Source organism: Microbacterium sp. SGAir0570, from assembly GCF_005491085.2.
GTDB classification, from domain to species: Bacteria; Actinomycetota; Actinomycetes; order Actinomycetales; family Microbacteriaceae; genus Microbacterium; species Microbacterium arborescens.
Map to the genome: position 1 here is coordinate 2,322,028 of NZ_CP027929.1, position 19,802 is coordinate 2,341,829.

A 19,802-nucleotide genomic window follows, 5' to 3' on the forward strand; every position below is an offset into this window, starting at 1 on the left:
GTAAGCTTGGAGGGTTGCCACGGGGTGTGGCGCAGCTTGGTAGCGCGCGTCGTTCGGGACGACGAGGCCGCAGGTTCAAATCCTGTCACCCCGACAGCGAAGAGGCTCCGCCGCGAGGCGGGGCCTCTTTCATGCCACCGGAGAACGGAGCACGGATGCCCATCCCCCGCCTGGTCGCCTTCGACCTCGACGACACGCTCGCTCCCTCGAAGAGCGCCATCGACCCGCGCATCGGACGCCAGCTGCTCGAGCTCGCGGCCCGCGTCGAGGTCGCGATCATCTCCGGCGGACAGCTCGCGCAGTTCACCGCTCAGGTCGTCGACCAGCTGCCCGAGACGGATGCCGAACTGCTGTCGCACTTCCACCTGCTTCCGACCTGCGGCACCCAGTACTACCGCCTCTCCCCCGCCGGCATCGAGACGATCTACGCCCGCTCGCTGACCGACGACCAGAAGACCCGCGCCCTCGCCGCTGTCGAGGAGGAGGCGCGTCGCCTCGGGCTGTGGGAGACCGAGACCTGGGGTCCCATCCTCGAAGACCGCGGATCGCAGATCACCTTCTCGGCGCTCGGTCAGCAGGCTCCCGTCGACGCGAAGATGGCGTGGGACCCGACCGGCGAGAAGAAGAACGCGCTGCGCGCGGCGGTCGCGGACCGCATCCCCGACCTCGAGGTGCGCGCCGGCGGCTCGACGTCGGTCGACATCACCGAGCGCGGCATCGACAAGGCATACGGCATGACCCGTCTCATCGAGCAGAGCGGCATCCCCCAGGACGACATCCTGTTCGTCGGCGACCGTCTCGACGAGAACGGCAACGACTACCCCGTGCTCGCGATGGGCGTGGCCTGCCACGCGGTCGAGGGCTGGGAGGACACCGCCGACTTCCTCGACCGGCTCATCCCCACGCTTCCGCTGCGCTGATGCGCTGATGCGCTGACGCGGACGACCCCGCGCGACACGTGCTCGGGCCCCGGGCCGGCCAGCCGATCGGCTGCCGGCACCGGGGCCCGCTGCTTTGCGTCCCGTCGTCAGGCTCGGGATGCGGTTTTGGCGCGCGACGGGGCGCGACGAGGGGCTGAGCCTGCGATCGGCACGAGCCGCTGGAGCTGAGTGACGTGACGGGGCTCGAGCTCCTCGAGGCTCGAGACGCCGAGCAGCTGCATCGTTCGCTCGATCTCGCTGCGGAGGATCGCTATCGTACGGTCGACGCCCTGGCGACCGCCGGCCATGAGCCCGTAGAGGTATGCGCGCCCGATCAGCGTGAACTTCGCACCCTGCGCGATCGAGGCGACGATGTCGGCGCCGTTCATGATGCCGGTGTCGACCATGACGGTCGCGTCCTTGCCCACCTCGCGCACGACCTGCGGCAGGAGATGGAACGGCACGGGGGCGCGGTCGAGCTGGCGACCGCCGTGGTTCGAGAGCACGATGCCGTCGACCCCGAGGTCGATGAGCCGCTTGGAGTCCTCGACGTTCTGGACGCCCTTGACCACGATCTTCCCGGGCCACATGCCACGGATGACCTCGAGGTCGTCGTAGCTGATGGTGGGATCCATCGCGGCGTTGAGCAGCTCGCCGACGGTGCCCCCGGTGGTCGTGAGCGACGCGAACTCGAGCTTGGGCGTCGTCAGGAAGTCGATCCACCACCAGGGGCGCGGGATGGCGTTGACGATCGTGCCGACGGTCAGGGCGGGCGGGATCGAGAATCCGTTCCGCTTGTCGCGCAGGCGGGCACCCGCGACGGGGGTGTCGACGGTGAACATCAGGGTGTCGAAGCCCGCCTCGGCGGCCCGCTTGACGAGGCCGTACGAGATCTCTCGGTCGCGCATGACGTAGAGCTGGAACCAGTTGCGTCCGTGCGGGTTCGCGGCGCGGACGCCCTCGATCGAGGTCGTTCCGAGCGTCGAGAGGGTGAACGGGATGCCGGCCGCGCCCGCGGCGGACGCTCCGGCGCTCTCGCCCTCGGTCTGCATGAGGCGGGTGAATCCCGTCGGGGCGATTCCGAACGGCAGGGCCGAGCGCCCGCCGAGGATCTCTGTGGACATGTCGACCGACTCCGCGGGACGCAGGATGTCGGGGTGGAACTCGATGTCCTGGAACGCCTGGCGCGCTCGCGCGAGCGAGATCTCGCCCTCGGCAGCGCCGTCGGTGTAGTCGAAGGCCGCCTTGGGCGTCCGGCGCTTCGCGATGGTCCGCAGGTCGTCGATCGTGAGGGCCGACGTGAGCCGGCGGCGACGACCGTTCAGATCCGGGGCCTTGAACTGCATCAGTTCGAGCAGCTCGGGGATCTTGGGCAGCTGACGGGTGACCATGTCTCTCCTCTGTTCCGGCCGGGGGCCGAAGGGGTCGGGTCGGATGGATTCAGGTGGATTCGGGGCGGACGGGGTTCGCTGACGCGTAGTACCCCGTGATGTGGTCGTGGACGGCGGTCCGGGCATCCGCGACCCGCCGCTCGTCGATCGCGGCCACGATCGCGTTGTGCTCGTCGCGCAGGCGGTCGACCGCGCTGTTCCAGTCGGGAATGCGCGCGGCACCCTCGAGCACGTAGTCCTCGATCGAGGAGCGGAGGCCGGCCATCATCGCGGCGACGACCTCGTTTCCCGACGCCTCGGCCAGGGCGACGTGGAACTGGGCGTCCAGCGCCAGGAAGTCGGCGGGACTGAGGTCGGCGGCATCCATGGCGCGGAGCGCCTCGCGGGCCCGTTCGAGATCCACGTCGGACGAGCCGGCGAGCTCGCCGGCGACCCACTCCTCGAGCAGGAGACGCGTGTTCACGACATCCGAGATGGCGAAACCCTGCGCCGCGACCTGCAGGCGCAGCAGAGCCTGCATGCCGCCGGTCGGCCGCGCGACCACGATCGCGCCGGCGCTGGGACCCGAACCGGTCGCGGTGCGGATGAGGCCCATGACCTCGAGCACGCGCAACGCCTCTCGGACGCTCGAACGCCCGACGCCGAGCTGCGCGACGAGGTCGCGTTCGGACGGCAGCCGGTCGCCGGGACCGAGCTTGCCGGCGAGCAGATCGGACTCGATCTTCTCCAGTACGACGCGCCAGGCGCGCGCCGGGGTTCCGTCGGCCATGACGCCCCTCTCGTTGGTGGCCGGACCACGATACATCTTGTGGTCTGACCGCGCAAAGCGCTGGACGGGCGCGTCGTGAAACGTATCAGGCGCGAGTCGCGTCAGGCGAGGCGACCACCCGACTCGCGGAGGTAGCACTCGGCGCACATCGACTCGTAGGTGACACGATCGAGAGCGAGCTCGTCGATCGCGACCTGGTCGCCCTCGAACACGAAGCGTCCACCGACCAGACGGGCGTTGAAGAGCGCCTTCCGTCCGCAGCGACAGATCGTCTTGAGCTCCTCGAGGCTGTGCGCCAGCTCCATCAGCCGAGCGGAACCGGGAAAGGCCCGGGTCTGGAAATCGGTACGGATGCCGTAGGCCAGCACCGGGACGTTCTCCTCGACGACGGTCCGCAGCAGATCATCGACCTGGTCGGATGTCAGGAACTGCGCTTCGTCGATCAGGAGGCAGGCGACATCCGAACCGGTCTCGGCACGGACGCGATCGCGATGAACGCCGAAGACGGCCCGCAGGTCATCGTCCGCGCCGACGAGGAAGTCGACGTCGCGCTCGACTCCCAGCCGACTGGCGATCTGCCCCGCGCCCTTCGTGTCGATCTCGGGCTTGGCGAGGAGAACGTGCTGGCCGCGCTCTTCGTAGTTGTAAGCCGCCTGCAGAAGAGCCGTCGACTTGCCGGAGTTCATCGCTCCGTAACGGAAGTAGAGCTTGGCCATGCCCGTCAGGGATTGATCGCGAGCGCTTCGGCGGTCGCCTCGATCGACGAGCGCGCGGCCTCGGCCCGCGGGTTGAGCGGCTGACCGTAGCTGGGGATGAGCTTCTTCAGCTCGGGCTCCCAGCCCGCGATGCGCTCGGGGAAGCACGTCTTGAGGAGTCCGAGCATGATGGATGCCGCCGTCGAAGCGCCCGGCGAAGCGCCCAGCAGACCGGCGATCGATCCGTCCGCGGAGGTCACGACCTCGGTGCCGAACTGGAGCACGCCGCCCTTCTTCGGGTCCTTCTTCATGACCTGAGCACGCTGGCCGGCCTGGATCAGCTCCCAGTCCTCGTCCTTCGCGGTCGGCATGAAGACGCGGAGCGACTCCACCTTCTTGCGGTGGTTCTTCAGCAGCTCGCCGACCAGGTACGAGATGAGGCTCGGATTGTCGACCGCGACCTTCAGCATCGGCAGCAGGTTGTGCAGACGCACCTGGGCGACGATGTCGGTGATGCGCCCGTTCTTGAGGAACTTCGGGCTGAAGGTCGCGAACGGACCGAACAGCAGCGACGCCTCGCCGTCGACCACACGCGTGTCGAGGTGGGGAACCGACATCGGCGGGGCGCCGACGGAGGCCTGCGAGTACACCTTGGCCTTGTGCTGCGAGACGACGGCGGGGTTGGTGGTCTTGAGGAACTGCCCGCCGATCGGGAAGACGCCGTACCCCTTGATCTCGGGGATGCCCGACTTCTGCAGCAGCTTCAGCGCCCAGCCTCCCGCACCGACGAACACGAAGCGCGCGTCGGTGTGGCCGGGGGTCTTGCCGAGGCGATTGCGCCAGAAGACCCGCCACGAGCCGTCCTTCTGGCGGCGCAGGGTGCGCACCTCGCGGTCGGTGATGACCTCGACGCCCTGCTCCTGCAGGTGCGAGAACAGCTGACGGGTCAGCGATCCGAAGTCGACATCCGTGCCGGCGGGAACCCGCGTCGCGGCGAACGGCTCGCCCTTGCGGCGCTCCTGCATCAGCAGCGGCGCCCACTGGTTGATGACGCGCGAGTCCTCGGAATACTCGATGCCCGCGAAGAGGGGCTGGTCCTTGAGGGCCTCGTAGCGGCGCTTGAGGAAGGCGACGTCCTTCTCACCGCGGACGAAGGTCATGTGGGGGGTCGCGTTGATGAACGTCGAGGGCTCGTCCAGGATGCCGCGCTCGATGAGCGAGGCCCAGAGCTGCCGGCTCTGCTGGAACTGCTCGTTGATCGTGATCGCCTTGCCGGGATCGACCGAGCCGTCGGGCGCCTCGGGCGTGTAGTTCAGCTCGCAGAGCGCAGCGTGGCCCGTGCCCGCGTTGTTCCACGGGTTCGAGCTCTCCTGCGCCAGATCCGACAGGCGCTCGTGCACCTCGATCTTCCAATCGGGCTGGAGCTGCTTCAGCAGCACACCGAGCGTGGCACTCATGATGCCCCCGCCGATCAGGACGACGTCGACCTTTTCACTCACGATGCACCAGTCTATCCCGGTGGCGGCGCGCGGCATCCCGCCGCCACCGTGGTCGGGTCAGAGGCGCTCGGCGACGATCTCCGCGATCTGCACGGCGTTCAGCGCGGCGCCCTTGCGCAGGTTGTCGTTGCTGATGAACAGGACGAGCCCCTTGCCCTCGGGTGCGGACTGATCGGCACGGATGCGGCCGACGAAGCTCGGGTCGTTGCCGGCGGCCTGCAGGGGCGTCGGCACCTCCTCGAGCACGACGCCGGGCGCCGCGGCCAGAACCTCCCGCGCCCGCTCGGGCGTGATGTCCCGCGCGAACTCGGCGTGGATCGACAGCGAGTGGCCCGTGAAGACCGGGACGCGCACGCAGGTCCCGGCCACCCGCAGGTCGGGCAGCTCGAGGATCTTGCGGCTCTCGTTGCGGAGCTTCTTCTCTTCGTCGGTCTCGTTGTCGCCGTCGTCCACGAGGTTGCCGGCGAACGGGATGACGTCGAACGCGATCGGGGCGACGTACTTCTCGGGCTGCGGGAAGTCGACCGCCGAGCCGTCATGCACGAGATCGAGCGTGTGCCCCTGAGCGAGGACACCCTCGACCTGACCGAGGAGCTCCTCCGCACCCGCGAGACCCGAGCCCGAGACCGCCTGGTACGTCGAGACGATGAGGCGCTCGAGACCGGCCTCGGTGTCGAGCACCTTCAGCACCGGCATCGCGGCCATCGTGGTGCAGTTCGGGTTCGCGATGATGCCCTTGGGGGGGTTCACGGTCGCGTGGGGGTTGACCTCGCTCACGACGAGCGGGACCTCGGGGTCCATGCGCCAGGCGCTGGAGTTGTCGATGACGACGGCGCCCGCCTCGGCGAAGCGCGGGGCGTGCGCACGCGATCCGGTCGCACCGGCCGAGAAGAGGGCGATGTCGATGCCGGCGGGATCGGCCGTGGCGACATCCTCGACGATCACGTCGTGGCCGGCGAACTCGATCGAGGTTCCCGCCGAGCGAGCGGTCGCGAACAGGCGCAGCTCGCGGATCGGGAAGTTCCGCTCGATGAGAATCTCGCGCATCACCTTTCCGACCTGGCCGGTGGCGCCGACGACGGCGACGGAGAGTCCGGAATCGGAGATGCGGGTCATAGCTGTTCCTTGCGTGAAGCGGGATCGGGTTTCCGCGATTCTATCGGCGCGGCGATACCGCCCCGACGCACGTGACAGCCGATGACCGTGCGAATCACGCCATCTCGGGACGGTTCCACTCCCCCGGCACGGCCAGCGCGCCGTAAGCCACGTCGACCCCGTCCGTGCCGACCGACGCCGTGCAGACGAGCAGCGACAGGGTCGGCACGCCGTACGGACGGTTGTCGCGGATGATGGCCGCGTCGTCGGTCGCCGGGGTGACCGCGGTGTCCTGGAGCACGTCGAGCCAGGGCTGCAGCCCGTTCGCGTGCTCGAGCTCGAGCTCGGGCGCAGCCGAAGCGAAGGCGCCGAGCCAGCGACGGATGCGGGCCGTGCGCGGATCGTCGACGTCGTCGTGAGCGATCATGTGGGTTCCAGGAGCCAGGTCGACGGTGCGCAGGGTCGCGGCATCCCACATCGTCACGCGGACCCCCGCGGCGGAGACATCGACGAGGTTGAAGCCGTGGGTGGGCGGGGCTCCCACCGGAGGCTGTCCGGCGACCGCGTCGAGCACGATGCCGCCGCGCGAGAGCGCCGGCGCATCGTCGGGCAGCACATCGGCGCGATTGAGGATGACCGCGAGGCGGGGCGCGGCGGGGTCGGCGGCCAGCCAGGCACCGCCCGCCCGACGGTCGCGCACGCCGATGACACCGGGGTACGCGTCGGGCCACCACGGACCGACCGGATCCCATGCGCGGGCCGGATCCTCGTCGCGCACGGCCAGCAGCCGAACCGGACGGCTCGGATCGGCGGGCACCTGGATGACGACGGTGCACATGGGATCACTCGCTCTCGGCACCCGACGGTCGCTCCGCGCACCCGCCCGGGGCCGTGGGAGGATCGGGGGCATGTTCATCGTAGTCGGGGTCACCGGAGGCATCGCCGCCTACAAGAGCGTCCACCTCGTACGGCTGCTCGTGCAGCAGGGGCACGAGGTCCACGTCATCCCGACGGACGACTCGCTGCGCTTCATCGGCCTGACGACGTGGGAGGCGATCAGCCGCAATCCCGTCACGACCTCGGTGCACGACGACGTGGCCCGTGTGCGGCACGTAGCCCTGGGGCAGAGCGCGGACCTCGTGATCGTCGCGCCCGCGACGGCCAACACGATCGCGTCGATGACGGCGGGGCTGGCATCCGATCTTCTCGGCACCACGCTTCTCGCCACGACGGCGCCCGTCGTGGTCGCCCCGGCGATGCACACCGAGATGTGGCGGCACCCGGCGACCACCGCCAACGTCGCCACGCTCCGCGAGCGCGGTGTGCTGATCGTCGGTCCCGCGGACGGCCCACTCACCGGCGGCGACAGCGGCCCGGGTCGCATGTCCGAGCCGGAGGACATCGTCGCCGCGGCCCTCGCGCTCGTGTCCCCGGCACCGGCCGACCTCGACGGCCTGCACGTCGCGGTCTCGACCGGCGGAACGCGAGAGCCGCTCGACCCCGTGCGCTTCCTCGGCAACCGGTCGAGCGGCCGCCAGGGAGCGGAGATCGCCGTCGAGGCGGCGCGGCGCGGCGCGGCCGTGACCCTCGTCGCGGCATCCGTCGACGCCGGCGTCCTCGACGCCGCCGCCGCGCACCCGCGCATCACGATCCGGCATGTCGAGACGGCGGCTGAACTCGGCGAGGCGATGTCGGATGCCGCCGCCGCGGCCGAGGTCGTCATCATGGTCGCGGCCGTCGCCGACTACCGCGCCGCACGGGTGTCGGATCACAAGCTGCGGAAGGAAGACGGTCCGCTCGAGACGATCGAGCTCGTGCCGAACGACGACATCCTCGCGAGGCTCGCCGTCGCTCGCCGCGACGGTCAGACCGTCGTCGGGTTCGCCGCCGAGACCGCCGACGACGACCTGCTCGGGCGTGCTCGGCGCAAGCGTGAGCGCAAGGGCGTCGACCTCCTCGTCGTCAACGAGGTCGGGTGGGACGCCGGTTTCGGCTCGGGCGAGAACGCCGTCGCCGTGATCGGTGAGGGCGGGACGGTGGTCGCCGAGGCCGCGGGCGCGAAGAGCGCAGTCGCCCGTGCGGTCTGGGACGCGATCGTCGCCACCCGCTCCGCGCACTGACCGCTCGGCAGGCGACGCCCGCCCGAGCCCGATACATCCGTCGGACGCGTGGTGCCCCTGAGCACTCTCCGCGGTGCGTGGGCCTCACGAGCCCCACCGGTCCGACCGATGTATCACCATGCGGGGTGTCAGCGGAGCGCGCGCTCCCGGATGAAGGCCGTGAGCGCGGCGGCGTCGTCGGGCAGGTCGACGACGTGCTGGGGCGCGTCGAGCATGGCCTGCAGCTCGTCGGAGTAGGTCAGCTCGACGCCGATGGCCTCGCGGATCGTCTCGGCGAACTTCTCGGGCTTGGCCGTCTCGAGGACGAGCATGACCTCGCCGGACTCGACGTACTCGCGCGCCACCGTGACGCCGTCCGCGGTGTGCGGGTCGATGATCTCGCCCGTCCCCTCGTGGACCGAGCGGATGGTGGCGAGACGGTCGGCGTGGGTCGAGGTCCCGCTGACGATGCCGAACTCGGCCGTGAAGCGCGCGAGATCGGCGGAGAAGTCGGCGAAGCCCTGAGTCTCGAGCTCGCGCCAGGCCGCGACGACGCGCTGGGGGTCGCGACCGACGAGCTCGAAGATGAAGCGCTCGAGGTTCGACGCCTTGGAGATGTCCATCGACGGGCTCGAGGTCTGCAGCGTCTGCGCCGCCGAACGCGGGCGGTAGATCCCCGTGCGGAAGAACTCGTCGAGAACGTTGTTCTCGTTCGCCGCCAGCACGAGCCGCCGGATCGGCAGGCCCATCTCGCGGGCGTAGAACCCCGACAGGATGTTGCCGAAGTTGCCCGACGGCACCGTGATCGAGACCTCGGCGTGGCCGTCCGCATCGGTGGCTCGCAGCCACGCCCAGAAGTAGTAGACGACCTGGGCGGTGATACGGGCGAGGTTGATCGAGTTGACGGCGCCGAGGTGCAGCTCGCGCTTCACCTCGAGGTCGCCCGCGAGCTCCTTGACGAGGTTCTGGCAGTCGTCGAAGACGCCCGCGACGGCGATGTTGTGGATGTTGGGCTCGTCGAGCGAGAACATCTGCGCTCGCTGGAACGGGCTCATGCGCCCCTGCGGCGAGAGCATGAAGACCGCGATGCGCTCCTTGCCGCGCAGCGCGTACTCCGCCGCCGAGCCGGTGTCACCCGATGTCGCACCGAGCACGTTGAGCACCGAACCGGTGCGCTCCAGCGCATGCTCGACGACCTGCCCGAGGAACTGCATCGCGAGGTCCTTGAAGGCGAGCGTCGGTCCCTCGGAGAGCCCGACGAGCGTCATCCCGTCGCCGATCGGGCGCAGCGGGACGACCGCGTCAGGGAAGGGGGCGTACGCGGCCTCGGTCATGCGCGCGAGGTCATCGCGCTCGATGTCGGTCGCGAAGAGCGCGAGCACCTCGGTGGCCAGCTGCGGGTACGTCAGCGCCCGCCAGCGCTCGAGCGTCTCGGGTGAGACGGTCGGCATCTCCTGCGGCACGGCGAGGCCGCCGTCGGTCGCGAGACCTTCGAGGAGCGCGTCGCAGTACGGCAGCGGCTCAGCGCCGCCTCGGGTCGAGATGTACAGCACGCGGGCTCCTCGGTGACGGGTCGGGGACGGCTTTCGATTCTCGCAGGTGCCGCGCCTGCGCGGCGACGGCGGGGTGCCGACGATCGGAGGGGGTCAGCGACCGGTGCCGGCGTAGACGACGGCTTCGGTGTCGCCGTCGAGCCCGTAGGCGGTGTGCACGACGCGCGCGGCCTCGGCCAGCTCGTCGCCGCGGACCACGACCGAGATGCGGATCTCGGAGGTCGAGATCATCTCGAGGTTGACGCCGGCGTTCGACAGCGCCTCGAACAGCGTCGCGGAGACACCCGAGTGCGTGCGCATGCCCGCTCCCACGACCGACAGCTTGCCGATCTGGTCGTCGTGCACGAGGCTCTCGAACCCGACCTCGTTCTGCTCCCCCGCGAGGGCGCGGAGCGCGAGCGTCGCATCCGTCTTGGGCAGCGTGAACGAGATGTCGGTGCGTCCCGTCGCAGCGGCCGACACGTTCTGGACGATCATGTCGACGTTCGCACCCGACTTCGCCACGATCTTGAAGATCTCGGCGGCCTTGCCCGGGACGTCGGGCACGCCGATGACGGTGATCTTGGCCTGGCTGAGGTCGGTGGCGACGCCCGCGACGATCGGCTCTTCCATCTCTTCTTCCTTTCGGCCTTCGGGCAGCGTCATGCCGGGACCGAGCACGAACGTGCCGGTTCCCGAGCTGAACGTCGACCGGGCGTTGATCATGACGCCGTGACGGCGGGCGTACTCCACCGCACGGATGTAGAGGACCTTGGCGCCGTTCGCGGCGAGCTCGAGCATCTCCTCCGCCGAGACGACGCCGAGCTTGCGAGCCTTGGGCACGACGCGCGGGTCGGCGGTGTAGATGCCGTCGACGTCGCTGTAGATCTCGCAGACGTCGGCCGAGAGGGCGGCGGCGAGCGCCACGGCCGTGGTGTCGGATCCGCCGCGACCGAGCGTCGTGATGTCGCGGGTGTCGCGGTTGAACCCCTGGAACCCCGCGACGATGACGATCGCCCCCTCGTCGAGGGCCTCGCGCAGGCGCACCGGGGTGACGTCGACGATGCGCGCCGCGCCGTGCGTGGCGTCTGTGATCATGCCCGCCTGGCTGCCGGTGAACGACCGGGCTTCGAAGCCCATCGAGTGGATCGCCATCGCCAGGAGCGCCATCGAGATGCGCTCGCCCGAGCTGAGGAGCATGTCGAGCTCGCGGGGAGCCGGGATCGGGGCGACCTCGTTCGCGAGATCGAGCAGCTCGTCGGTCGTGTCGCCCATCGCGCTCACCGCGACGACGACGTCGTGACCGGCGCGACGGGTGTCGACGATGCGCTTCGCGACCCGCTTGATGCTCTCCGCGTCGGCGACGGACGACCCGCCGTACTTCTGCACGATCAATGCCATGTGGGACTCCCGGATGCCGGTGCCGGCGCGATTGCTACGGGCGCCCGGATGCCGCGCCCACCGGACCATCTTACGGAGCGTCCCATGCGCGCAGCGCCATGTGACGACCCGCCCGGGGGCGAGGCTGCGGGCGCACGGACCTAGGCTGGAAGGCATGGGACGCCGCTCGCTCTTCACGGCGCTGAACGCGCTCGTCCACACCTCCGATCCGGCCGGCGGCCCGGCGACGGAGATGCTTCCGGTCATCGACGACGCCTTCGCCGTACGGGTCCTCGATCTGGCGATCCGGCTCGGGGAGACGATGCTCGTCGCAGGTTCGCCCGCGAGCGAGGTGACGCTGACGATCGTGCGGGTCGCGGGTGTGTACGGACTCGACCCCGTGCACGTCGACGTCACGTACAACTCGATCACCGTCGCGCACCATCGCAGCGGTGAGGACCGGCCCATCACGCTCATGCGCGTGGTCCGCGGCGCGGCGCCCGACCATGCGCGTCTGCAGCGATTGCAGGCGCTCGTGACCGAGATCCGCTCGGGACTCCCCCTGGATGCCGCAGCCCTGCGCTTCCGCGGCATCCGTCGCACACCGTTCCGGTACCACCAGCCCGTCGCCGTCTCGGCGCAGGCGCTGCTGGCGGTCGGGGTCGCGGTGATGTTCGGCGCGAACTGGCTCGTCATCGTGCTCTCGTTCCTCGCCGCCGGGTCTGCGGCCGTCACGCAGTTCCTGCTGGGCCGGGCGCGCGTGCCGTTCTTCTTCAGCCAGATCGCCGGGGCGTTCGTGCTCACGATCGTCGCGGCGGCCTCCCCACTCCTGCGCGCAACGGGGTGGGAGGCCGCGATGACCATGCGGCCCTCCGTCATCGTCGCCTCGGGCATCGTGCTCATGCTCGCGGGCCTCACGGTGGTCGGTGCCGCCCAGGACGCCATCGACGGGTTCGCGTTGACAGCCATGGGCCGCATCCTCGAGCTCGTGACCCAGACCCTCGGCGTCGTGCTCGGCATCCTCGCCGGCATCGAGACCGCCCGGGTCATCGGGCTGGGCCTCGAGGCGCCGACGGAGGCGCTGCCCCTCGGCCCCGTGCCGCTGCAGTTCCTCGGCGCGGGCCTGATCGCCCTTGCGGTCGCCGTCATCAACGGAGCCGGGCTCCGCATCATCGTCGTCAGCGTCGCTCTCAGCGTGGTCGCGTGGCTCGGCTACGTGGCGGCGGCGGCGATCGGCTTCGAGACGGCTGCGGCGAGCGGCGTCGGGGCGTTCGTCGGCAGCCTCGTCGGCATCCTGGCCGCCTATCGTCTGCACGTGCCCTCCGTCGCGATCACGACGGCGGCGATCCTGCCCATGGTCCCCGGCGCCGCGGTGTTCCGCGGACTCCTCGGAGTCGTCGAGTCGGGCGACAGTCCCGCGACCCTGCTCACCGGGTTCAGCACGCTCGCAGCGGCAGCGACCGTCGGCATCGCCCTGGCGGTAGGCGCGTCGCTCGGCATCTACCTGGGTCAGCCGCTCCGCGCGTCGCTGGGGTCGGTCATCCGTGCTCGCGCACGGGTGCGCTGACACCGGCAGAAGCGGAACGGCCGCGCCGCGCGCAGGCTGTGAGCCTGCCGCGGACGCGGCCGAGGTGACGCTAGCGCGAGATCAGCCGAACAGTGCGGCGGCCTCCTCGTAGCGGTACAGCGGAACGGTGTTCAGCTCGCCGAGGGCCTCGTCGAACGAGACGCGGACGATATCGGTGCCCTTGAGCGAGACCATCTGGCCCCATGCACCGTCGACGAGCGCGTCGGCCGCCGCGAGCCCGAGGCGCGTCGCGAGAACACGGTCGAACGCGGACGGCGAGCCGCCGCGCTGGATGTGGCCGAGCACGGTGGCGCGCGTCTCGATGCCGGTCAGGCGCTCGATCTCGGGGGCCAGTACCTCGCTGATGCCGCCGAGGCGGGGACGGTTGAACGCGTCGAGCCCCTTGTCGCTGTAGGCCTCGTCCTGGCCCTTGAGCTTGAAGCCCTCCGACACGACGACGAGCGGCGCGCGGCCACGGTCGAAGGCCTTGGTGACCTGGGCCGTGATCTCCTCGATCGACATCGGCACCTCGGGGATGCAGATGACGTGGGCGCCTGCGGCGATGCCGGCGTGCAGGGCGATCCACCCGACGTGACGGCCCATGACCTCGGCGACCATGCAGCGCTGGTGCGAGTCGCCGGTCGTGCGCAGCCGGTCCATCGCGTCGGTCGCGATGTTGACGGCGGTGTCGAAGCCGAACGAGTAGTCGGTCGCCTTCAGGTCGTTGTCGATCGTCTTGGGCACACCGAGCACGTTGATGCCGTCGTTGGCGAGACGGTTGGCCGCAGCGAGCGTGCCTTCGCCGCCGATGGCGATGATGCCGTCGATGCGGTGCTTGTCGAGGGTCGCCGCGATGTTCTCGGCGCCGCCGCGGGGGCCCTCGTACGGGTTCGTGCGGCTCGTGCCCAGGATCGTTCCGCCGACCTTCGACAGCCCCTTCACCTCGTGGCGCGTGAGCGGGAAGAAGTCGCCGTCGACGACGCCGCGCCAGCCGTCGCGGATGCCGACGAACTCGATGTTGTACGAGGTGGTGCCCTTGAGCACGACGCCTCGGATGACAGCGTTGAGTCCGGGGCAGTCGCCGCCGCTGGTGAGGATGCCGATCTTCATGGGGAGATCCTTCGTTGTTGCTCAAGGTGGAGTGTGGCGACGCTGCCTCAGGTCGAGACTATCGTCGCGGCGCGGGTGCTGCCAGGCGAGCCACCGGGAGAACTCGCCCAGCCGGGGCGCGCGCATCCGACAGCCTGCTCGAACGAGCTTGGCACGGAAGCTGCGGCTGCGACACGATCGGATGATGCGCAGAATCATCGACCGCCTCGCGGCGGCCTTCGGAGGCGCCGAACCCGACTACGTCGCCGAGATCGCCGCGGCCACCGACGACGCTTCCGACGTCGTCCTCGCCCATGCCCGGTGCTTCCCCGCCGCCTATACCCGCGGCGGCACAGCGGGCGTGATGTCCGTGGAGGGCGTCATCGGCAACGCCGCCCTCTCGGCGGCGCAGAACACGATCGCGGGAGCCCGTCATGTCTCGGGCGACGCGGGCTCGATCGCCGCGGACCTGTCGCGCGACGCCGCCCTCCGCATCCTCGCGCTGGGCGAGCGCCGCGTCACGTGGTGGGATTTCGGCATGTCGGGGACCCACCCGCCGGCGGAGCTCGTGCAGAGCGTCGCGCGAACGGCGGTGGGGTCGATCACCGACACCGGCGAGCGCGCTCAGGGCGGCGCCGTCGTGGTCCGTTTTACTTTCGTCGACGGGTCGACCTTCGACTACCGCTTCATCCGCCCGTCGGACGAGTTCTGGTCGGTCGCGAAGACCTATCCCGCGGCGCCCTGACGAACGACGGCCGGGCGCCGGTTCGATGACCGGGCCCGGCCGTCGCCGAAGAACGCTGCTCAGTCGGCGCCGAGCGCCTGGCGGAGCAGGTGCATGAGGGCCGACAGCTGCACCGAGTCGCTCGAGGTCGGGTCCACGGCCTCTCCGTCGAGCGCGCGGGCGGCGAGGCCCTGCTTCGAGTCGATCAGCTCGGCGATCTTCGTGTCGATCGTGTGGGCGGCGATGATCCGCCAGGCGGTGACCGGCTCCTCCTGACCGATCCGGTGCACGCGGTCGATCGCCTGCGTCTGCTCGGCTGCGGTCCACGACAGCTCGGCGAGGACGACGTTGGAGGCGGCCTGCATGTTCACGCCGACACCTGCCGCCGTCAGCGAGCACACCGCGATGGCGACATCCGGGTCGTTGTTGAAGGCGTCGATGGCGTCCTGGCGGGCGGTCGCGCTCTGATCGCCGCGCAGCGAGACGGTCCGCAGCCCGGCGGCCGCGAAGTGGGCCTCCGCGGCGTCCATGACGTCGATGTGCTTGGCGAAGAACACGACTTTACCCACCGACCGCTGCAGCTGAGCGGCGTAGTCGGCGGCGAGCACGGCCTTGGCCTGGCCGATGCGGCGGACCATCGTGAAGACGTTCTCCGCGCCGGCACCGGCGGCCTTCGATTCCTCGAGCTCCTGCGTCGCGACGAGGCGCACGATGTCGGAGTCGGCTTCGCCGACGAGCACGCGGTCGCCGCGCGCCTCGATGATGCGACGGTACCGGGCGGCCAGACGCTCGCCGAGCTCGTGCTCGGCCTGGCGGATCGACCGGCCGTACTCGTCGTCGAGCTGCACGGGCAGGTCGGCGATCAGCTTGTCGGGAAGGTCGGCGGCGACGTCCTTCTTCTTCCGGCGCACGATGCCCATCGAGATGACGGCGTCGCGAGCAGCGGGATAGAACGCCTTGTCGGCCGGCGTGAGGCCGGTCTCGTCCAGACGCTCCATGAGCGCAGGCCCCGGCTTCTCGCCGTTGGTCCAGCCGAGGAACCGCCAGATCGCGTCGAAGTCCTCGACGTCGTTGATCAGCGGCGTTCCCGTCAGCGCGAGCATGAGCGGGTCGCGCACCTGCTCGCGGATGCGGCCCGCGAGGGCGAGCACGTTCTGCGAACGCTGCGAGCTGAGGTTCTTGATGAAGTGCGCCTCGTCCACGACCATGCCGCGCAGGCCGATCGATCCGAGCCACGAGAGGTGACGGTCGAGCACCTCGTAATTGACGATGAAGACGTCGGCGAACGCGTCGATCTGGTCGCCGTCGCCCGAGATCACGGTCGCGCGGCGCTGGGGCGTCCAGCGCTCGACCTCGCGGGCCCAGTTCATCTTGACGACGTTCGGCACGACGGCCAGCAGCGGATAGGCACCGGCGACGGATGCCGCGAGCACCGACTGCGCCGTCTTTCCCAGACCCGGCTCGTCGGCGAGCAGGAACGAGCGGTGACCGGCTCGCACCGACTCGAGGAACCGCGACTGGTGCGGCATGATCTCGAGGCCCTTGGGCGACAGACGATCGAACTCGGGCACGGGAGGAAGGTCCATCGAGGCAGCCGCCCCGCCTGCGCCGGACTCGAACGCCTTGTAGAGCGGCCCCATCAGCTCCCAGCCGTCGAGCCGACGACGCGGTGTGTCGTGCGGGGCGTGCAGGTCGGGATCGGGTGCGAGGAACGGGTTGGCCTCGCGGCGAGCGACGACCTGCGGAGGCGTGACCTGCCGGTCGGCGAGGGCCGGAGGCACGACGGGGGCCTGCACCGGGACGACGTCGGTGATGATCAGCTCGTCCTCGGGCAGCTCGGCGCCTGACTCGAGCAGCCAGTCGCGCCGCATCCGCTTGGCGACCGGCGATGTCGCCTGGTCGACCTCGAGCAGCTGGATGAGGGATGTGTCTCGCGCCGCGGTCTTGGCGAGGATGGTGGCGACGCCGTCGAGCCGCTTGAGCAGCTCTGCGCGGGCGGCGGCGGAGACGTTCTCGTCTGCCTTCACCCGCGCACGCTCTTCGCGCACCAGGAAGGCGATGACCTGGAACTTCACGCGATTGGTCGGTCCGAGCTTGCCTCGCTGCGCCTTCGCCTCGACCTCGCGCACCTTGCGGGCGAGGATCGGGATGAGCGGGGCGTCGTCGTCGCGTCGGGCGGACGAAGACTTCCGTCGGCGGTTGGCGGTCGCTGCGGCGGTGGCCATGGTCGGCATGCTCCTCCTGAGCCTGAGTGCCGGAGTTCCGTCGTGACGGAAACGTACGGGTGCCGCTCGAACGGACGCCGAAGCGTCATGCGAGCGAAGGGCGAATCGCGCCGGCCGGCCGCGGGCACTCGCTTCAGCGAGCTGCGGCGTCGAACCCGACGATGTCCCCGGCAACCATTCTATGCCACGACCGGCGCGGCCCGCGAGGTGGGCGCGGGGCGCGCCGGTCAGCCGGGGCGGCTACGCGCTCCGGCGCGCGGGTCGCAGCGCCGATCGCAGCCGCAGGCTGTTGAGCACGACGAAGACGCTCGAGAACGCCATGGCGGCCGCGGCGACCATCGGGTTGAGCAGGCCGGCGACGGCGAGCGGGACGGCGGCGACGTTGTACGCGAACGCCCAGAAGAGGTTCCCGCGGATGATGCCGAGGGTACGACGGCTGAGTTCGATCGCCTCGGCCACCGCCCGGGGGCTGCCTGCGGTGAGCGTGATGTCACTGGCGTGCTTGGCGGCGTCCGTGCCGCCGCCCATCGCGATGCCGAGGTCGGCGGCGGCGAGGGCGGCCGCGTCGTTGACGCCGTCGCCGACCATGGCGACGCGCTCCCCCGCGGCCTGGCGACGTCGCACCTCGTCCAGCTTGCCCTCCGGGCGCACATCGGCGACGACCTCGTCGATGCCGAGCTCGCTGGCGACCGCTGCCGCGGCCCCGGCGTTGTCTCCGGTCACCAGGACAACCGAGGCTCCCGTGCGGTGCAGCCGCGTCACGGCTTCGCGGGCGTCGTGGCGGACACGGTCGGCGACCGCGATGACCGCTCGGGCGGCGCCGTCCCAGCCGACGGCGACGACGGACGCTCCGGATGCAGCGGCCTCGCGCGCCGCCGCATCGAGCTCGGCACTCAGCGCGCCCAGGCGCTGGGCGACGAAGGCGACGCTCCCTGCGGTGACCTCGCGCCCCTCGACGGACCCGCTGACGCCGCCGCCGGGAACCCCGGTGAAGTCAGTCACCGGAGGAACGGCGCCCGCTGCCGCGACGATCGCGCGGGCGATCGGGTGCTCGGAGGCCGACTCGACGGCGCCGGCCGCGCGCAACGCCTCGTCGCCGTCGATCCCGCCCGCGGTGACGACGGAGGCCACCGACATCCGCCCCTCGGTGAGGGTGCCGGTCTTGTCCATGAGCACGACATCGATGCGCTCGGCCGCTTCGAGGGCCTCGGGTCCGGTGATGAGGATCCCGAGCTCGGCACCGCGACCGGTGCCGACGAGAACGGCGATGGGCGTGGCGAGACCGAGCGCGCAGGGGCAGGCGATGATGAGGACGGCGACGGCGGCCGTGAAGCCCGAGGCCACGGGCGCACCGGCGATGATCCATCCGACCAGGGTCAGCACGGCCACGACGATGACGACGGGGACGAACACCGCGGAGACGCGGTCGGCGAGTCGCTGCACACGGCTCTTGCCCGACTGGGCCTCGTCCACCAGACGCGCCAGGTGAGCAAGACGGGTCTCGTCGCCGACCGACGTGGCGCGCACGCGCAGGCGGCCGCCCGAGGCGATCGTCCCGCCGGTCACCTCGGAACCGGGGCCGACGTCGACGGGTACCGACTCGCCCGTGAGCATGCTCTCGTCGACGGCGGCCGCGCCGTCGACGACGACGCCGTCGGTCGCGATCTTCTCGCCGGGGCGCACCACGAACTCGCCGCCCACGCGGAGCGCCTCGATGCCGACGCGGCGACCGTCCGAGAGCTCGACGTCGGTGGCCCCCAGCTCGAGCAGGGAGCGCAGGGCGGCTCCCGCGCGTCGCCGCGAGCGCTGCTCGATGTAGCGGCCGAGCAGGATGAGCACGGTGACGGCCGCGGCGACCTCGAAGTAGACGAGCGACGTCGGATCGTGCACGGGGCCGAAGAGGACGACATCGTGACGGATGCCGATGCGGCCGGCAGATCCGAACAGCACCGCCCACAGGCTCCAGGCGAAAGCGGCGAAGGTGCCGAGCGTGACGAGGGTGTCCATCGTCAGGGCGCCGTGGCGCGCGTTGGCGAACGTCGCGCGGTGGAAGGGCCAGCCGGCCCAGAACACCACCGGCGCGGTGAGGACGAGCGACACCCACTGCCATCCGGGGAACTGCCATGCCGGCACCATGCCGAGCACCACGACGGGCGCCGCGAGCACGATGCCCCAGATCAGCCGGGTGCGCAGGGTGGTCCGGCACGGCACGTCCTCGACGTCGTGCTGGTGACCCGCCCCGTGGTCGTGCGCTGCGCCGTGGTCGTCGTGCTCCTCGGGTGCGTCGTGCGCGCCCGAGGGGTGCGCCTGCGGGCGCCCCCGCGGCGCGCGGACCCGAGCGCTGTACCCCGCTTCACCGACGGCCTGGACCAGGTCGTCGACCGAGACCGCGGCGGGATGCTCCACGCGCGCGGATTCGGTCGCGAGGTTCACCGTCGCGTGGACACCGTCCAGGCGCTGCAGCCGCTTCTCGACCCGGGCGACACAGCTCGCGCACGTCATCCCCTCGATGTCGAGGACGGCGTGGCTGCTCTCCCGCCCGGCGGTGTCCGCGCTCATCAGCGTCGTCCGGTGACGGTGTAACCGGCCTCGGCCACAGCGGCCGAGACGACGTCGTCGTCGGGCGGCTGCACGGCCGTGACCGCGACGGTGCCGGCGTCGACGTCGACGGCGACGTCGGAGACACCCGGAACGAGCCCGAGCTCGCGGGTCACCGCTGCGGCGCAGTGCCCGCAGGTCATGCCTTCGACGGTGTAGGTCTGAGTCGTCATGATGCTCCTTCTTCGTTCGAGGACGCCAACAGGATACCCCCTAGGG

Annotated in this window: 16 protein-coding genes and 1 tRNA gene; 5 read left to right on the forward strand and 12 right to left on the reverse strand. The window is 70.6% G+C overall.

Going from position 1 to position 19,802, the window contains the following annotated elements:
• Positions 1-20: 20 nt before the first annotated feature.
• Together C1N74_RS11070 and C1N74_RS11075 are read left to right on the forward strand one after the other, a co-directional pair.
• A tRNA-Pro gene (locus C1N74_RS11070) sits at positions 21-94 on the forward strand.
• A gap of 61 nt (positions 95-155) precedes the next feature.
• On the forward strand, positions 156-920 hold the full coding sequence (locus C1N74_RS11075) for an HAD-IIB family hydrolase (protein WP_023955050.1): 765 nt from the start codon (positions 156-158) through the stop codon (positions 918-920).
• Positions 921-1,027: 107 nt separating this feature from the next.
• Here the strand turns inward: C1N74_RS11075 and C1N74_RS11080 are convergent, their stop codons facing one another.
• The 6 genes from C1N74_RS11080 to C1N74_RS11105 all read right to left on the reverse strand — a co-directional run bounded on the left by C1N74_RS11080 (position 1,028) and on the right by C1N74_RS11105 (position 7,207).
• Positions 1,028-2,311, reverse strand: a complete 1,284-nt coding sequence (locus tag C1N74_RS11080) for an alpha-hydroxy acid oxidase (RefSeq protein ID WP_023955052.1) — start codon at positions 2,309-2,311, stop codon at positions 1,028-1,030.
• Positions 2,312-2,360: 49 nt separating this feature from the next.
• Positions 2,361-3,080 (reverse strand): FadR/GntR family transcriptional regulator, encoded by a 720-nt coding sequence (locus tag C1N74_RS11085; RefSeq protein WP_071917837.1) that lies wholly within the window; start codon positions 3,078-3,080, stop codon positions 2,361-2,363.
• 101 nt (positions 3,081-3,181) lie between these two features.
• Entirely contained in the window at positions 3,182-3,796 is a 615-nt protein-coding gene (locus C1N74_RS11090; RefSeq protein ID WP_023955056.1) for a thymidine kinase, read from the reverse strand.
• Between the two features lie 5 nt (positions 3,797-3,801).
• A complete protein-coding gene (locus C1N74_RS11095; RefSeq protein WP_181405518.1) occupies positions 3,802-5,310 on the reverse strand; it encodes a malate:quinone oxidoreductase in 1,509 nt (502 codons plus the stop codon).
• 21 nt (positions 5,311-5,331) lie between these two features.
• The gene (locus C1N74_RS11100) at positions 5,332-6,390 is read right to left on the reverse strand and encodes an aspartate-semialdehyde dehydrogenase (RefSeq protein ID WP_071917836.1); all 1,059 of its coding nucleotides are present in this window, start codon (positions 6,388-6,390) and stop codon (positions 5,332-5,334) included.
• Between the two features lie 94 nt (positions 6,391-6,484).
• Entirely contained in the window at positions 6,485-7,207 is a 723-nt protein-coding gene (locus C1N74_RS11105; protein WP_137750538.1) for an NRDE family protein, read from the reverse strand.
• A 70-nt stretch (positions 7,208-7,277) separates the two neighbouring features.
• Between C1N74_RS11105 and coaBC the strand changes: the two genes are divergently transcribed.
• Positions 7,278-8,489 (forward strand): bifunctional phosphopantothenoylcysteine decarboxylase/phosphopantothenate--cysteine ligase CoaBC, encoded by a 1,212-nt coding sequence (gene coaBC / locus C1N74_RS11110; protein ID WP_137750539.1) that lies wholly within the window; start codon positions 7,278-7,280, stop codon positions 8,487-8,489.
• 128 nt (positions 8,490-8,617) lie between these two features.
• Here the strand turns inward: coaBC and thrC are convergent, their stop codons facing one another.
• Together thrC and C1N74_RS11120 are read right to left on the reverse strand one after the other, a co-directional pair.
• Positions 8,618-10,021 carry a threonine synthase gene (thrC, locus tag C1N74_RS11115; protein WP_071917834.1) on the reverse strand — a complete coding sequence of 468 codons (1,404 nt, stop codon included), beginning with the start codon at positions 10,019-10,021 and terminating at the stop codon, positions 8,618-8,620.
• A gap of 93 nt (positions 10,022-10,114) precedes the next feature.
• Entirely contained in the window at positions 10,115-11,401 is a 1,287-nt protein-coding gene (locus tag C1N74_RS11120) for an aspartate kinase (RefSeq protein ID WP_036305893.1), read from the reverse strand.
• A 154-nt stretch (positions 11,402-11,555) separates the two neighbouring features.
• On the opposite strand from C1N74_RS11120, the gene C1N74_RS11125 reads away from it, so the two are divergent.
• The gene (locus C1N74_RS11125; protein WP_023955070.1) at positions 11,556-12,947 is read left to right on the forward strand and encodes a threonine/serine exporter ThrE family protein; all 1,392 of its coding nucleotides are present in this window, start codon (positions 11,556-11,558) and stop codon (positions 12,945-12,947) included.
• Between the two features lie 81 nt (positions 12,948-13,028).
• Here the strand turns inward: C1N74_RS11125 and C1N74_RS11130 are convergent, their stop codons facing one another.
• Positions 13,029-14,057 carry a 6-phosphofructokinase gene (locus tag C1N74_RS11130; RefSeq protein WP_023955073.1) on the reverse strand — a complete coding sequence of 343 codons (1,029 nt, stop codon included), beginning with the start codon at positions 14,055-14,057 and terminating at the stop codon, positions 13,029-13,031.
• 184 nt (positions 14,058-14,241) lie between these two features.
• Between C1N74_RS11130 and C1N74_RS11135 the strand changes: the two genes are divergently transcribed.
• Entirely contained in the window at positions 14,242-14,781 is a 540-nt protein-coding gene (locus C1N74_RS11135) for a hypothetical protein (protein ID WP_137750540.1), read from the forward strand.
• 59 nt (positions 14,782-14,840) lie between these two features.
• On the opposite strand, the gene C1N74_RS11140 is transcribed toward C1N74_RS11135, so the two are convergent.
• The 3 genes from C1N74_RS11140 to C1N74_RS11150 form a co-directional block, all read right to left on the reverse strand.
• Entirely contained in the window at positions 14,841-16,994 is a 2,154-nt protein-coding gene (locus tag C1N74_RS11140; protein WP_103842284.1) for a DEAD/DEAH box helicase, read from the reverse strand.
• Positions 16,995-17,225: 231 nt separating this feature from the next.
• The gene (locus C1N74_RS11145) at positions 17,226-19,544 is read right to left on the reverse strand and encodes a cation-translocating P-type ATPase (RefSeq protein WP_137750541.1); all 2,319 of its coding nucleotides are present in this window, start codon (positions 19,542-19,544) and stop codon (positions 17,226-17,228) included.
• On the reverse strand, positions 19,544-19,756 hold the full coding sequence (locus C1N74_RS11150; RefSeq protein ID WP_023955083.1) for a heavy-metal-associated domain-containing protein: 213 nt from the start codon (positions 19,754-19,756) through the stop codon (positions 19,544-19,546). The genes C1N74_RS11145 and C1N74_RS11150 overlap by 1 nt, the downstream gene beginning before the upstream one ends.
• Positions 19,757-19,802 lie beyond the last annotated feature (46 nt).

Excerpts from the sequence above, each read along its gene's own strand:
- C1N74_RS11075 (WP_023955050.1), top strand. The coding sequence starts at position 156 with ATGCCCATCCCCCGCCTGGTCGCCTTCGACCTCGACGACACGCTCGCT.
- C1N74_RS11080 (WP_023955052.1), bottom strand. The coding sequence starts at position 2,311 with ATGGTCACCCGTCAGCTGCCCAAGATCCCCGAGCTGCTCGAACTGATG.
- C1N74_RS11085 (WP_071917837.1), bottom strand. The coding sequence starts at position 3,080 with ATGGCCGACGGAACCCCGGCGCGCGCCTGGCGCGTCGTACTGGAGAAG.
- C1N74_RS11090 (WP_023955056.1), bottom strand. The coding sequence starts at position 3,796 with ATGGCCAAGCTCTACTTCCGTTACGGAGCGATGAACTCCGGCAAGTCG.
- C1N74_RS11095 (WP_181405518.1), bottom strand. The coding sequence starts at position 5,310 with ATGCCGCGCGCCGCCACCGGGATAGACTGGTGCATCGTGAGTGAAAAG.
- C1N74_RS11100 (WP_071917836.1), bottom strand. The coding sequence starts at position 6,390 with ATGACCCGCATCTCCGATTCCGGACTCTCCGTCGCCGTCGTCGGCGCC.
- C1N74_RS11105 (WP_137750538.1), bottom strand. The coding sequence starts at position 7,207 with ATGTGCACCGTCGTCATCCAGGTGCCCGCCGATCCGAGCCGTCCGGTT.
- coaBC (WP_137750539.1), top strand. The coding sequence starts at position 7,278 with ATGTTCATCGTAGTCGGGGTCACCGGAGGCATCGCCGCCTACAAGAGC.
- C1N74_RS11120 (WP_036305893.1), bottom strand. The coding sequence starts at position 11,401 with ATGGCATTGATCGTGCAGAAGTACGGCGGGTCGTCCGTCGCCGACGCG.
- C1N74_RS11125 (WP_023955070.1), top strand. The coding sequence starts at position 11,556 with ATGGGACGCCGCTCGCTCTTCACGGCGCTGAACGCGCTCGTCCACACC.
- C1N74_RS11130 (WP_023955073.1), bottom strand. The coding sequence starts at position 14,057 with ATGAAGATCGGCATCCTCACCAGCGGCGGCGACTGCCCCGGACTCAAC.
- C1N74_RS11135 (WP_137750540.1), top strand. The coding sequence starts at position 14,242 with ATGCGCAGAATCATCGACCGCCTCGCGGCGGCCTTCGGAGGCGCCGAA.
- C1N74_RS11140 (WP_103842284.1), bottom strand. The coding sequence starts at position 16,994 with ATGCCGACCATGGCCACCGCCGCAGCGACCGCCAACCGCCGACGGAAG.
- C1N74_RS11145 (WP_137750541.1), bottom strand. The coding sequence starts at position 19,544 with ATGAGCGCGGACACCGCCGGGCGGGAGAGCAGCCACGCCGTCCTCGAC.
- C1N74_RS11150 (WP_023955083.1), bottom strand. The coding sequence starts at position 19,756 with ATGACGACTCAGACCTACACCGTCGAAGGCATGACCTGCGGGCACTGC.